Below are 13,970 nucleotides of genomic sequence, written 5' to 3'. Positions count from 1 at the left end.
TCTACAATAAAAATGTTATTAATAAGAACGAATAAGGGTTGCTTTCTAATCATTTTAGGAAAGCAACCCTATTTACAAATATTTATTCTACTACAGTTGTATCTAAGCGAATTACACCATAAGTCCAACCATGTCGATGGTAAACCGCACATGGCTGTTTAGTTTCCTTATCAATAAACAAGAAAAATGGATGTCCGACTAATTCCATCTGGTCTAATGCCTCATCAACTGTCATTTGTGATGCTTCATATACCTTTTGGCGTATAGTAACTGGCGAATCCCCTACTTGTTCTTCAATATATTCACCAGGTTTCAAATCAGCTGGTGTTTTTACAGTTTTTTCCTCAGCTTTTTCTTTTTCCGGTATTTTAATTTCATCAACAATACCCTGAATATTGAAAGATACACTTTCATAACGGCGGTGATCTTTAGCTTTATCACGCATACGGCGCAAACGTTCAAATAGCTTGCCGATAGCTATATCTACAGCAGCATATTTATCAAAAGAAGTTGCCTCAGCACGAATAATTGGACCTTTCCCTAATACCGTGAATTCAACTTTTTCAGAAGTATTTACACGTCTCGGGTTATTTTCATGAGTTACTTCAACATTCACAGAGTCTGCTCTAGGATAAAGTTGTTCAACTTTTGATACTTTTTCTTCGATATATTCACGTAATTTATTATCAATATTACTGTGACGACCTACAATAGTAACCTTCATTTTGTCCTCCTAAAATATAAGTAGAATGATAAGATAGCGTTTTCACTACCACCTCCTTAAGGACAAGTGCAGCAAATATACTGACACTTCAATAATACTATCTTTCATATAGACTATCCATAATTTATGCCATAGGTGAAAACACTGTGCCATGATTCACATTTGTGACTGAATATTTACATTAGCAATGCTTACAATTAAAACTGTATCTTTACAAGTTATATGTTTACCAATTTCTTTCAATAAAGCATTAGTAGTAGCTCCAGTAGTTATAACATCTTCGATAAAAATAAAAGTTTTGCCTTCCAGTACAGAAAAACTAGGTTCTCTTTTTTCTTCTGCAAATACCATTTTTTCTAGAAAGTGAGCTTTGGTATCTTTATCAGTCGATATATTCAAATTATGAAAAGGAAAGTTTTCTTCTAAAACAATCATAGAGTTTTCACGATTTTCTTTTCTTTGTGCATCTGATTTCCCAGATTGAGATAGGGTAAAAAATTTGAACTCAATGAGCTTTGATAAAGCTACATCAACACTTTCTTTTCTAAGCATAAGTAAAAGTTGTTTAGCTAGAAAATAGTTATTATTTCTACCTTTAATACGTCTACCCCAACTTGAAGGTATATAGCTTAAAATAACTTTTCCTTTTCTAAATGATAAAATATTTTTATTTTCAATTTTTAACAAATTAGTGAATATAACTTCTGCTAATACTTGAATCAAATTATCATAACTGTAAATTTTGCTGTGTTTTAAAATAAGGATAATTTGTCTCCAGAAATCGGTATAACTGCTAAGAGCTAGATTATAAGCTTTAAACCCATATTCTTGTTCAGGCAAATAGGTAATAAAAAATCTGACTCGTATATTTGACTCATACAAGTCGAGCAAATAGCATTTCCTTCTTTAGAACATATACAACACGAGGTCAGAAAAAGTGTATGACTAAAATCTTTTGCCATTTCCCTAGCAAAATGTATCTTTTTACCTATAAAATGCATTACACCTCCTTTAGATATATTCATAGTAATTCTAAAAGTATAAGATAAATTAAAGAATTATAAATTTTGTGGAAAACTTAACTACTTCTCCCGTAATTAATTATATAAAGATGAATACGTCTATTTTTCTAGAAACGATAAAACTATAACCTAATGATAAAAGAGCTTTAAATAACAAAAGGTTGCTTTTTAAAAAGCAACCTTATATATGTCTATACACATTATTTTCTAGTCTCACATCTATACCCAATTCCTCTTATTGTCACAATAGTCTTAGGATTTTCTGGGTCATCTTCAATCTTTGAACGTAATCTTTGAACGTGAACATTAACTAACCTTGTATCTGCAACATGCTTATATCCCCAAACAATCTCAAGTAATTCTTCACGAGTAAAAACTTTACCTGGTTTAGAAGCAAGTGTAGAAAATAATAAAAACTCTAGAGGAGTTAGCTGTATAATTTCACCATGTTTCTTAACTTGATGAGCAACCGTATCAATTTCCATATTAGCAACATACATAATTGATTCTTCAACCGTATCAGAAGTACGCAAACGAGTTTTTATTCGAGCGAGCAATTCTTTAGTCTTGAAAGGTTTGATAACATAGTCATCAGCACCTGCCTCAAGTCCAGTAACAATATCATCAGTACTGCATTTAGCGCTGACAATTATGATAGGAATGTCACTAATAAGTCTGATCTTTTTACAGATCTGCAAACCACTTAACCCTGGTAATGAAACGTCTAAAATGACTAAGTCTGGATTTGTACTATTAAAAACAGACATAGCTGTAACGCCATCGTTACAAAGTGTTGTGGTGTATCCAACGGATTCAAGTAACGCACTGAACATTTCAGTCAATGTTTCGTCACTCTCAATAAGAAGTATATGAGTCATATTTTTTCCTCAGGATCCGCATTAAAGAGTGATACTGCATTTGTATCGTGTGTCAGTGTACCAGTGTTTATATTTTAAAACTAATTGTTATATTCAAATGGCAAGTTTTCGAACCATTAATGGTAATATATTGAATATATGCGACAAAGCTAAAATTTATTTTTTAACTTTATATGCCCTATTTAAGATACTTTTAAGTTTAGGAATAACCATATGAACAATGAAAATAACGAATGGGTTTGGGATGATTCGCAAGTAAAAAATCCTGCTACAGAACCAGAGCCTGAACCAAAATATGGTCGTGTGGCTTCACCTGAAGAAAAAGAAAAAATTTACAACCAGTTAAATCAATACAATATAACGCCTACAAAACCTGAAATTAACTCTATTATTGAAATAGAAAACGGAATTATTCCTCTAAAGCCACTTTCCGTATCAGATATAATAGATGGTGCTTTTAAAGCTTTGAAGAAAAACCCTAGAGCGTATTTCTTATCTGCTTTAGTATTTGCGGTTATAGCTGGAATTATACAATTTATATTCTCCGCTGACGAAAGTCTTCTTACAACCCCATCGCTTATAGAGAATCTCTCCACATCTGCACTTTTTGAATTGTTCAGAAATCAACTAATAGCAACGTTTATTACTCTATTATGTATTTCTATAATAACGGGTGCCGCAATATATGTAACCGCAGATTTGATAGTGGGAGATAAGAAACCTGCCGCATTCTATCTCAAAAAAACGTTACGTTCTCTGCATAAAATAGTAATACTTTACATTCTATCTGCGCTCATAGTTTTAAGTGTAGTTTTTATTGGGATTATCACAATTACGTTTATATCTTTTATGCTATTTAGTTACGATTTAGATATGATTTTTACAGTAGTTGCTATAAGTTCACCGCTTATAGTCATATTTTCACTTTATTTATACTTAAAGTTGGGGCTTACAACACAAGCAATGTTACTAGAAGAAATAGGTATACTAAAAGCTATAAAGAGATCTTGGACTCTTTCCAAAGGTTTTTTGTTAAAAATATTAGGAATAAGTATACTTGCTGGAATTTTACTATATGTACTCAATATGGCACTTGCAGCCATTACAGGTATAATATTTTATCTTACTGCTTTTTCGTCTAATGCATACATATTCTTCGTTGTAATACAAATATTGAGCACAATGACCATGGCTTTGTTATATCCAATTTGGGGTATAATTTATTCCTTAATATACACTGATATACGAATTAGAAAAGAAGCCTTAGACTTAGATATTCGAGAAGCACTTGGTAAAAGCGAAAGTGAACAAATGTGAACATTTTAGGTATTTTTGTACCTAAAGACATCATTACTGACGATGATGCTAGGAAACTATTAGAACAGGAACTATCTAAGAGTACTTATAAAGAGAAAAAGAATATACTCGATATAATTATTGACTATATAAGACAACTCTTTAGTTTCTCTTTAGGTAATAGCACTACCTCTAGTCAACGTCTGCTTGATTGGCTCGTGTTAATCTTATTTGTTTTAGTAGTTTCTGGCATTATTTATATGGTTAACAAGATTAGAAAAAACTATCCAGCTAAGATAATAAGCGGTGGGTTCCTACTAGATAATAGATCTTATCAACAATTAATATTTTCAGCTAAAAATGCTGTAAAAAATAACAATGATTACACTATTGGTGTTTTAGAAACATATAGGGCAATAATAAAGTATCTTCACGAGTCAAAAGTATTAACTATCACTAAAAATATGACTCCAAATGAAGCAGCAGAAAAAATAGGAGCAGAAAAACCTGAATTTGCTAAAAACATAGATAAAGCAACTCAAATTTTCAATAGAGTTATGTATGGTAATAGACTAGCAAATCGGGAAGAATACATTTTTATAAATGATTTATTAAATGACATTATGGAAAAAAATCCTCTATATGAAAAATCCTATGAAGGGTTCGGCTATGGAGGTATACATTAATGAAAACTTCAAAAGATAAAAATGTATATATACTAATTGCTTTGTTACTAATAATAGCATTTATCGTTTCTATGATTTTCAATAATACTAAGTCTTCAACACCGTATGCTATAGATAATCCAGGTAAAAATGGGACTATGGCACTATCTGAAGTTTTGCGAGAAAAAAGCACATATATAAAAACTATAAACAGAGTATCCAATATAAAAAATATATCATCTAAAGAAGATTCAGCAATAGTTGTTTTAAATCCACATATGATACCTGATAAAAAGTTAAAAACAATAGAAAATAACAAAGTAAAAGACATTATTTTTATAAATACTGCTAATGCAAATTTAAGCAATATTCAAACAACTTTCTCTTCCAGCACTAAGCCAATCACATCAGATTGTACTTTAGATTTCTTGAACTATAAAACTAAAATATCCCACTCTTTATTCAGTCTACTACCTAAAAACTCTTCAGATAGTGTAAGTAATACTAACCTTGCAGTTTGTTTTCCTATTAAGGGAAAAGAAGGAACAAGTTACGCTTTAATTCAAAAGAAAAATGCCAATAATACGCTTACTTATATATCAGATGGTTCGATTTTTACAAACGGACAAATCACTAAAGAAGGCAATGCTGCTCTTGCTTTGAATATCTTGAATAAATACAAAACTGTATATTGGTATTTACCATATCTGGAAGACTTTTCTTCACCAGAGGAAAAACAAACAGGTGTTAATGCTCTACTACCTCCAGGTACATATCAACTAGTAATATTGTTAGCCATAGCAACATTATTTTACTTATCAGGTAAATCTATACGTTTAGGCAAAGTTGTTGAAGAAGATTTACCAGTAATTGTAAAACACGAAGATATTATTTTCTCTAAAGCTAATTTGTATCGTAAGAGCAACGACCAAGAGTACACAGCCAATATATTACGTAGATACTACAAGAAAAAATTATCGAAGCTACTAATAATAAATGAACGTTCCTCTTTAGAAGAGTTTACAAATGCTTTGGCGAAGAAAACCGGAAGTAGTATTACAGATCTTGAAAAAATATTTTTCACTCAGCCAATAAGATCAAATGAAGAACTAAATATACTATCATTAAACTTAGAGTCAATTGAAAAAAGGGTAAAAGATGGAAAACAATAATATAGACAACTCCCAAGAACAAAACACTGATGTACGTAAGCAACTTTCAGAGATACGCACACAAATATCAAAGACAGTTGTTGGACAAGATTCAGCTCTTACTGGTCTAGTTATCGGTCTACTAATAGATGGACATATTTTACTCGAGGGCGTACCAGGTGTGGGTAAAACTTTGCTAGCTAAAACACTTGCTCAAACTCTTAACCTAAGTTTTAAACGTATACAATTTACTCCCGACTTAATGCCATCAGACATAACTGGCTCTTTACTATATGACGATAATGAAAAAGACTTCGTTTTAAAGCATGGACCAATTTTTACAAATATAGTTTTAGCTGATGAAATAAACCGTACACCAGCAAAAACACAATCTGCTTTGCTTGAAGCAATGGAAGAACGACAAGTGAGCGTAAATGGACAATCTCTTCCTCTTCCAAAACCATTTATGGTAATAGCTACTCAAAACCCAATAGAGTATGAAGGTACATATGCGCTACCTGAAGCACAGCTTGACCGTTTTGCCATGAAAATCACTATGCAATTACCAAATAAAAAAGATGAGCTTGAAATATTATCTAAACAAGACAAATCTATAAATGGTGAGAGCTTCAATGCGGTTTTAAAACTGGCTGACGCAGATATGATTTCTGAAGCAAAAGCACAAATGTCAACAGTAAAAATAAGTGTTGATTTACTAGGATACATAGTTGATATAATACAAGCTACACGCAATAACCCTAATATTTTACTAGGTGCTTCTCCTCGTGGATCAATAACATTATTAAAAGCCTCTAAAGCTTGGGCTTGGCTAAATGGTAGAAACTATGTAACTCCAGATGACATAAAAATAATGGCTAAACCTACCCTAACTCACAGAATAAAACTACATTCTGAAGCAGAAATAGAAGGAGTTTTGCCAAGCACTGTAATACAATCAATTATCCAAAATATAACGGTACCAAGATAATGATACTAACACCTCGATCTGCAATACTAATACTATTAGGAATAATTCCCGCAATAATAACTCAGTCATATTACTTTGTAACAATATGGACTTTATGCGTTTTATTATTATGCGTAATTGACTATTTCACTTTGTATTCTTCAAAAAAAATAAGTGTAACTAGACACGTTCCCTCCAGTATTAGAAATGGTGAAAGTTTTATATGCGAGGTTAGAATACTAAATCCAACTAAAACTAAAATATTCGCATTAGTGCGTGATACTTGGTCACCTAGTGCAGGGTGTGAAAATGATCGAAAAAACACAATTATAGAACCCGAAAAAACAACCGTTTTAACTTTTATTCTAACCCCTACCAGACGTGGAACTAAAAGTCCTGCAAAAGTAACAATCCGATTCTTTGGAAAACTAAAACTAATAGCAAAGCAAACGAATTACGATGCTCCAGCAAAAATAACAATACTACCTGAATTTAAAAGTCGCAAACAGCTTCCTTCAAAGCTTAGAAAGTTAAGAGATATTGAGGGTACTTCAGCTACATATTTACGTGGTAAAGGCTCAGAATTTGACAGCATGAGGAAATATGTCATAGGCGACGATATACGAGATATAGATTGGCGTGCAAGTGCTAAAACACAGAGTTTAATTGTAAAGTCTTGGCACCCAGAACAGTATAGAAAAGTATTAATAGTAGTAGATGTTTCTAGGTTAAGCGCTATTCGAACTAACAATAAACCACGATTAGATTCTCATATCGAAACTTGTATGCTTTTATCAGCACTAATTAATCATGCACATGACAAAGTTGAAATTCTATTAGTCAGCTCTCAAATCCATAAAAGCTACGTACCAAATGATAGCCAAAACATTATTTCAGACATTGCACATATGTTTGCAGATGTATTTGCACAGTTTAAAGAAGTAACTTGGAGCAAACACATACCTACTATAAAATCCAAAATGAAAAACAGCGGAATAATAATATTTATAACTCCTGTAGATCAAACTGTTTACACTAATAGACTATTAGAAACCGCATTAATGTTAAATAAAGGCAATTCTATAATTATTGCATCTTGTTATATAGATGAATCTAAGTTACTTAACAATACATCTGATATTTATGAAAAAGCCGCTGTTGCTAGTAACCAGCTAATACGCAATGAAATAAAACGAAAATTCCAGATGAATAAAATATATATAGTTGAAGCAGATAGCGAAACCTTACCTGGAAAAGTTTGCGATAAATACTTAGAAATAAAGGCTAAAGGTCTAATATAAACCCTTTATTATTTATCCTGAGATTTCAAAACAGAATAGATATTTTCAGCTAGTTGCTCGCTAATACCTTTTACGGAAGCAATTTCTTTAACACTTGCTTTACGTATGGCTGAAATACTACCAAAATGTTGTAGTAAAGCTTTTTTCCTAGTTTTACCTACCCCATCTATGTTGTCTAGTACAGAAGAAAACATTGTTTTTGTACGTTTTTTACGGTGCAGAGTGATAGCAAAACGATGTGATTCGTCACGTATATACTGAAGCATATAAAGAATTTGACTACGGCGAGGAAGAATTAAAGGAAAATCTTCATTTGGAAAGTATATTTCTTCTAGACGTTTAGCCAAACCTATAACTGGAATATCTAAACCAAAGTTATCAAGAACTTTTTTAGCAGTATTTACTTGAGGCAATCCACCATCTATTACCAGTAAGTCTGGACGATAAGAAAATCTTCTAACAGTTTTCACACCGTTATCATCTATACTGGCGATAGGTGATGATTCTTCTTCTAGTAATCTAGCAAAGCGTCTAGACAACACTTCATATAAAGCTGCAGTGTCATCTTTAAGACTGCCGTCTTCTTGTAGAGAAATACTATAAGAGCGATAATCTTTTTTCTTAGGTAGCCCATCTTCAAAAACTACCATGGAAGCCACATGGTTTGTACCTTGTATATGTGAAGAATCATAGCATTCTATACGCAAAGGCACTGTATCCATCTCAAAGATATCTCTCATCTGCTCTAATACAACAGAGCGCGTAGTTATGTCATTTAATCGTTTAAGTTTTTCTCTTTCAAGTGTATGTGAAGCATTTTTAATTGCAGTGTCCATCAAAGTAGCCTTATCACCGCGTACAGGTACACGCACTTGTATTTTAGCTTTGCGTAAATTAGATAAGTACTCTATCAAAGCACTATCTTCTAACTCATGAGAAACTAAGATTTCTTTAGGAATAATTTCTATACCGTAATGATTTTTATCATCAACACTTGTAGACTGTAATCTAGAAATTTCGTTTTCGTTATACTCACTGTAAGTATTAATTAAAAACATTGATAATAGCTCATGTTCATTACTGTCATCAAGACGCTCACCAATCCAAGTCTTAGTAGCTCGAATACGGCCAGCACGAACGTGAAACAACACTATAGAAGCTGTGAGTTCATCACATTTCATAGCAAAAACATCAGCATCTGTTTCATCTGATAAAACAATAGTATTTTTCTCTAAGACTTTTTCAAGAGCAATGATTTCATCACGTATTCTGGCTGCTTTCTCAAAGTTTAGTTCACTGGCTGCTTCAGTCATTACCTTTTTACGTTCAGTAAAATAATTACCTGTTTTGCCTGATACAAAAGAACACAAATTCTTAGCATCATTATAGTAATTATCTTTACTTATACGTCCCACACACGGTGCAGAACATTTACCTATATCCCCTAGTAAACAAGGACGATTACGCAATTTAGAACTATTAAAAACAGCATTAGAGCAAGTCCTAGTTTTAAATACTTTGCATAAATTGTCCATTGTTTCACGTATAGCCCATACTTTAGAATACGGACCAAAATATTTCACTCCGTTTTTATGAGCATCTCTGGTTATCATTACTCTAGGGAATTCTTCATTCATAGTCACAGCTAGATAAGGATAAGATTTATCATCACGATACATAATATTAAAACGTGGCTGATATTCTTTTATCCATGCGTACTCTAGAGTTAAAGCTTCTATTTCACTTTGTACCACTGTCCAGTCTACATGAACAGCAGTTGTAACCATTACCCTAGTTTTAGGAGTAAGTTTAGATAAATCTTGAAAATAATCAGTGAGGCGATTACGTAAACTTTTAGCTTTGCCTACGTATATAATTTCACCATTTTTATCAAAAAAACGGTATACGCCAGCGTCAGTTGGAATTTGACTAGTTTTAGGTTTATAACTAAGCTGGCTCATTTTCCTCACCGTTTGAAATAAATTATTTATTCATATTTTAACCAAAAAACTTATTTTTTCTTAGCTAAAATATCTTTCAAGAACATTCCAGTATATGACCCTTTAGTTTTGGCGACTTTCTCTGGTGCTCCGCTAGCGACAATCTTACCTCCTTGGCTTCCACCTTCTGGTCCCATATCTATTATCCAGTCAGCACACTTAATAACATCTAGGTTATGTTCAATTACTACCACAGTATTGCCCTTATCAACCAGCCCATTCAATACAACTAAAAGTTTGTTGATATCTTCAATGTGTAGACCAGTAGTAGGTTCGTCTAGTACGTAAATTGTTCTACCATTAGAGCGTTTTTGTAGCTCAGAGGCAAGCTTTACTCTTTGTGCCTCACCACCTGATAGAGTTGGTGCACTTTGCCCTAATCTTATGTATCCCAGACCTACATCTGTAAGTGTCCTTAGGTGACGAGCAATACTAGGGATGTGTTCAAAAAATTCTACAGCTGCGCTGATAGGCATATCTAAAACATCAGCTACATTTTTTCCTTTGTACCTTATTTCTAAGGTTTCCCTATTGTATCTAGCTCCATGACATTGTTCACATGGCACATATACATCAGGTAAAAAGTTCATTTCAATTTTTAGAGTTCCGTCGCCCTTACATGCCTCACAGCGTCCACCAGCAACGTTGAAAGAAAAACGACCTGGTCCATACCCTCTCATTTTTGCTTCTGGAGTTTGTGCAAATAGCTTACGAATATTATCCCAAACACCTGTATAAGTTGCTGGGTTAGATCGTGGGGTACGTCCAATTGGAGATTGATCAACGTGCACAACTTTATCCAGATTTTCTATACCAGTAACTTTTTTATGAGCTCCAGGCACTGTTCTAGCACCATGCAACTTTTTCACCAGAGCTTGATATAAAATACCGTTTATTAAAGTTGATTTACCTGATCCGCTAACCCCTGTTACAGCAGTGAATACTCCAAGAGGAATAGTTGCTTTAACATTCTTTAAGTTATTTTCTTTGGCACCTTCTACAGTAACCGAGTTAGCAATATCAACTTTTCTACGCTTAGATGGAATAGCGATTTCTTTACGTCCTGATAAGTAGTCAGCAGTAATTGAGTCTGTATTTTTGAGCAGCTCTTCGTAAGTACCGCTGTGAATTATATTACCGCCATATTCTCCAGCACCTGGACCTATATCTACAATCCAATCAGCTGCTTTCATTGTGTCTTCATCATGTTCAACCACAATAAGTGTATTACCAAGATTTTTTAACCCAACTAATGCTTCAATAAGTTTTTGGTTATCTTTTTGATGTAGACCAATTGAAGGCTCGTCTAGTACATATAAAACTCCCACAAGCCCTGAACCTATTTGTGTAGCTAAGCGGATGCGTTGTGCTTCTCCACCTGAGAGGGTTTTAGCTGAACGTGACAGAGTTAAATACGTCAAACCAACATCTACTAAGAATTTTAAGCGTGCCAATATTTCAACAAGCACACTTTTAGCTATAATGGCTCTCTTTGAATCCAAGCTTAGATTATCTAAAAATTCTTTAGCTTCACTAATCGGCAGATCACAGAATTGTGCGATATTTAGTCCACCAATTTTTACAGATAAAACTTCTTTTTTCAGTCTTGCACCGTTACAGCCTTTACAAGGAATTTCACGCATATATGCTTCATATTTTTGACGCATTATGTCAGATTCAGTTTCGGCATACTTACGTTTTAAATACTGTACAGCTCCTTCAAAACCTGAAGTATATTGACGTAGTCTACCCCATCTATTTCTGTATTCAACTTCTACTTTATAGTCTTTTCCATACAAAATAATTTCTTTAGCTTCTTTTGAAAGCTCATTCCATGGCGTGTCAATATCGAAGCCATGTTCTATTCCTAAAGAGGCTAGTTGTTTGTGGAAATAATCAGCATTTCCTGCCCATATTCCAATTACATTTTCACGCAAAGTCAAAGTTCTCTCACCCAGTATTAACTCAGGGTCAACTTCTAAATAAGTTCCTATTCCCAAACAAGTAGAGCAAGCACCTTGTGGAGCATTGAAAGAAAACGTCCTTGGCTCTATTTCATCTAGAGTTAGTTCATGCTCATTTGGACATGCTCTATGTATAGAAAAACGAGTTTGAGTGCTTGTCTCACCTTGAATGTAATCTATTATTACTCTACCATCAGCAAGTTTTAAAGAGCTTTCGACTGAATCAGTCAGACGAGTCTTGGAGTTATCTTTTAGAACTATTCTGTCAACAATTACTTCAATGTTATGTTTGACTTTTTTCTCTAAAGGCGGAACACTATCCAGCTTATATTGGTGTCCATCAACCATTACACGTGAAAATCCTTGTGTAAGTAACTGAGAAAACAGCTCGATGTACTCCCCTTTGCGTCCACGAATAACTGGAGCTAAAACTTGAAGTTTTGTGCCAAGTGGATGTTCTAGTACTTTGTCAACAATTTGCTGAGTTGTCTGTTCAACAACTTCTTCATCACATATAGGACAATACGCGCTACCTGCGCGAGCATATAGTAAACGTAAATAGTCATATATTTCTGTTATAGTTCCTACAGTTGACCTAGGGTTTTTAGAAGTAGATTTCTGATCAATGGATACTGCAGGAGATAGACCTTCAATAAAATCCACGTCAGGTTTATCCATTTGCCCTAAAAATTGACGTGCATAAGAAGACAAAGATTCAACGTATCTTCTCTGTCCTTCAGCAAATATTGTGTCAAATGCTAGTGACGATTTACCTGAACCTGATAATCCAGTAAATACAATAAATTTTTCTCTAGGTAAACTAATGTCTACACTTTTTAGATTGTGCTCTCTAGCACCTTTTACTATAAGTTCTTCTCTCATATTTTCTTTTTACTAGTAGGTACCAGTTTTGAACTGGTAATAAGTATAGTTATTTGTTACTTTCTAAGCGCTTTTCTTTTCTTTTTGCATAAATAACTGATGTAACAGCTGTAATAATTAAAACGCTAAGAATATATATCATTGAAAAAGCAATACTTGGTTCACTAATCCAATGCACGCCTTCTCCACCGTTTATAAATGAAAGATTATTTTCATGCATTGCATGGATAATTAGTTTTATACCAATAAATCCTAAAATTGCAGCTAAACCATAATTCAAGAAAACAAGTTTTTCCATTAGACGATCAATTAAGAAGAAGAATTGACGTAATCCTAGCAAAGAAAAAGCGTTGGCTGCAAAAACAATGTATGGTTCTTTAGTCAATCCAAAAATAGCTGGTATTGAGTCAAAAGCAAACATTATGTCAGCACTTCCTACAGCTATGACAACTATAAGCATAGGAGTTATATATGTTTTACCAGCATTTCGATGTAACATTTTTCCTTCAACATATCCTGGTGTTGTTGGGAAAATTTTGCATACAATCCTTGTTAATGTTGTTTCTTTATATTCTTCATCTTCATTGTCTTTATGCGGTTTGAGCTGTGTTATTGCTGTGTATATTAGGAAGAATCCGAATAGATAGAAAATAGCAGAAAAACGTGAAATTATTGCACTACCCAATATAATGAATATTCCACGGAATATAAGTGCAAGTGTAATTCCAATTAGTAGTACTTTTTGTTGATATTGCCTAGGTACTCTAAAAGAACTAAAAATTATGAGGAATACGAATAAATTATCAATCGATAGGCTCCATTCTGTTACCCATCCTGCCCAGTATTGTGCTGCGTATTCAATTCCCCATACACCGTATATTACAAAGCCGAAGCAAACAGCTAATGATATATAAGCAACTGACCATATAGTAGCTTCCTTTAGAGAAGGAGTATGAGCATGTCTTACGTGTCCTACGAAATCAAATACTAATAAGCCTATAACTAAAACGATTAGTAAAGACCAAGCTAATGTTGTAACGTGCATTTATTCCCCCGCCGTGTTAGTGGAAAGTACTTTTCTAGCAATTAAGCGACTGTAAGTCAGTTTTGATATTCTGGT

The 13,970-nt window shown here is 33.5% G+C and carries 11 protein-coding genes; 5 read left to right on the top strand and 6 right to left on the bottom strand.

Annotated elements, in window-relative coordinates; translation table 11 throughout:
* Positions 1–82: 82 nt before the first annotated feature.
* From hpf to mtrA, 3 genes are all read right to left on the bottom strand, one after another.
* Positions 83–724 carry a ribosome hibernation-promoting factor, HPF/YfiA family gene (hpf, locus tag HCQ94_RS02735; RefSeq protein ID WP_166977414.1) on the bottom strand — a complete coding sequence of 214 codons (642 nt, stop codon included), beginning with the start codon at positions 722–724 and terminating at the stop codon, positions 83–85.
* Between the two features lie 156 nt (positions 725–880).
* Positions 881–1,615 carry a phosphoribosyltransferase gene (locus tag HCQ94_RS02730; RefSeq protein ID WP_166981630.1) on the bottom strand — a complete coding sequence of 245 codons (735 nt, stop codon included), beginning with the start codon at positions 1,613–1,615 and terminating at the stop codon, positions 881–883.
* 331 nt (positions 1,616–1,946) lie between these two features.
* Positions 1,947–2,624, bottom strand: a complete 678-nt coding sequence (gene mtrA / locus HCQ94_RS02725) for an MtrAB system response regulator MtrA (protein WP_166977410.1) — start codon at positions 2,622–2,624, stop codon at positions 1,947–1,949.
* Between the two features lie 213 nt (positions 2,625–2,837).
* On the opposite strand from mtrA, the gene HCQ94_RS02720 reads away from it, so the two are divergent.
* From HCQ94_RS02720 to HCQ94_RS02700, 5 genes are read left to right on the top strand one after another with little or no spacing between them, the layout of a single operon-like run.
* Positions 2,838–3,941 carry a hypothetical protein gene (locus HCQ94_RS02720; protein ID WP_166977408.1) on the top strand — a complete coding sequence of 368 codons (1,104 nt, stop codon included), beginning with the start codon at positions 2,838–2,840 and terminating at the stop codon, positions 3,939–3,941.
* On the top strand, positions 3,938–4,606 hold the full coding sequence (locus HCQ94_RS02715; RefSeq protein ID WP_166977406.1) for a DUF4129 domain-containing protein: 669 nt from the start codon (positions 3,938–3,940) through the stop codon (positions 4,604–4,606). Before HCQ94_RS02720 ends, HCQ94_RS02715 begins: the two co-directional genes overlap by 4 nt.
* Entirely contained in the window at positions 4,606–5,757 is a 1,152-nt protein-coding gene (locus HCQ94_RS02710; protein ID WP_166977404.1) for a hypothetical protein, read from the top strand. Before HCQ94_RS02715 ends, HCQ94_RS02710 begins: the two co-directional genes overlap by 1 nt.
* Complete coding sequence (locus HCQ94_RS02705) at positions 5,744–6,724, top strand: AAA family ATPase (protein WP_166977402.1); 981 nt, start codon at positions 5,744–5,746, stop codon at positions 6,722–6,724. The genes HCQ94_RS02710 and HCQ94_RS02705 overlap by 14 nt, the downstream gene beginning before the upstream one ends.
* Complete coding sequence (locus HCQ94_RS02700) at positions 6,724–8,004, top strand: DUF58 domain-containing protein (RefSeq protein ID WP_166981627.1); 1,281 nt, start codon at positions 6,724–6,726, stop codon at positions 8,002–8,004. Before HCQ94_RS02705 ends, HCQ94_RS02700 begins: the two co-directional genes overlap by 1 nt.
* 8 nt (positions 8,005–8,012) lie before the next feature.
* Here the strand turns inward: HCQ94_RS02700 and uvrC are convergent, their stop codons facing one another.
* The 3 genes from uvrC to HCQ94_RS02685 are packed head-to-tail and all read right to left on the bottom strand — an operon-like array spanning position 8,013 to position 13,895.
* Positions 8,013–9,965, bottom strand: coding sequence for an excinuclease ABC subunit UvrC (uvrC, locus tag HCQ94_RS02695; RefSeq protein WP_166981624.1), 1,953 nt, complete (start codon positions 9,963–9,965; stop codon positions 8,013–8,015).
* Positions 9,966–10,015: 50 nt separating this feature from the next.
* A complete protein-coding gene (gene uvrA, locus HCQ94_RS02690) occupies positions 10,016–12,850 on the bottom strand; it encodes an excinuclease ABC subunit UvrA (protein ID WP_166981621.1) in 2,835 nt (944 codons plus the stop codon).
* Between the two features lie 49 nt (positions 12,851–12,899).
* Entirely contained in the window at positions 12,900–13,895 is a 996-nt protein-coding gene (locus HCQ94_RS02685; protein ID WP_166977394.1) for a TerC/Alx family metal homeostasis membrane protein, read from the bottom strand.
* Between the last annotated feature and the right edge of the window lie 75 nt (positions 13,896–13,970).

It is taken from the genome of Actinomyces sp. zg-332 (assembly GCF_011751945.2).
Taxonomy (GTDB): Bacteria; Actinomycetota; Actinomycetes; order Actinomycetales; family Actinomycetaceae; genus ZJ293.
The sequence above is the reverse complement of the archived record's forward strand: the minus strand, read 5'-3'. Positions and strand labels throughout refer to the sequence as shown.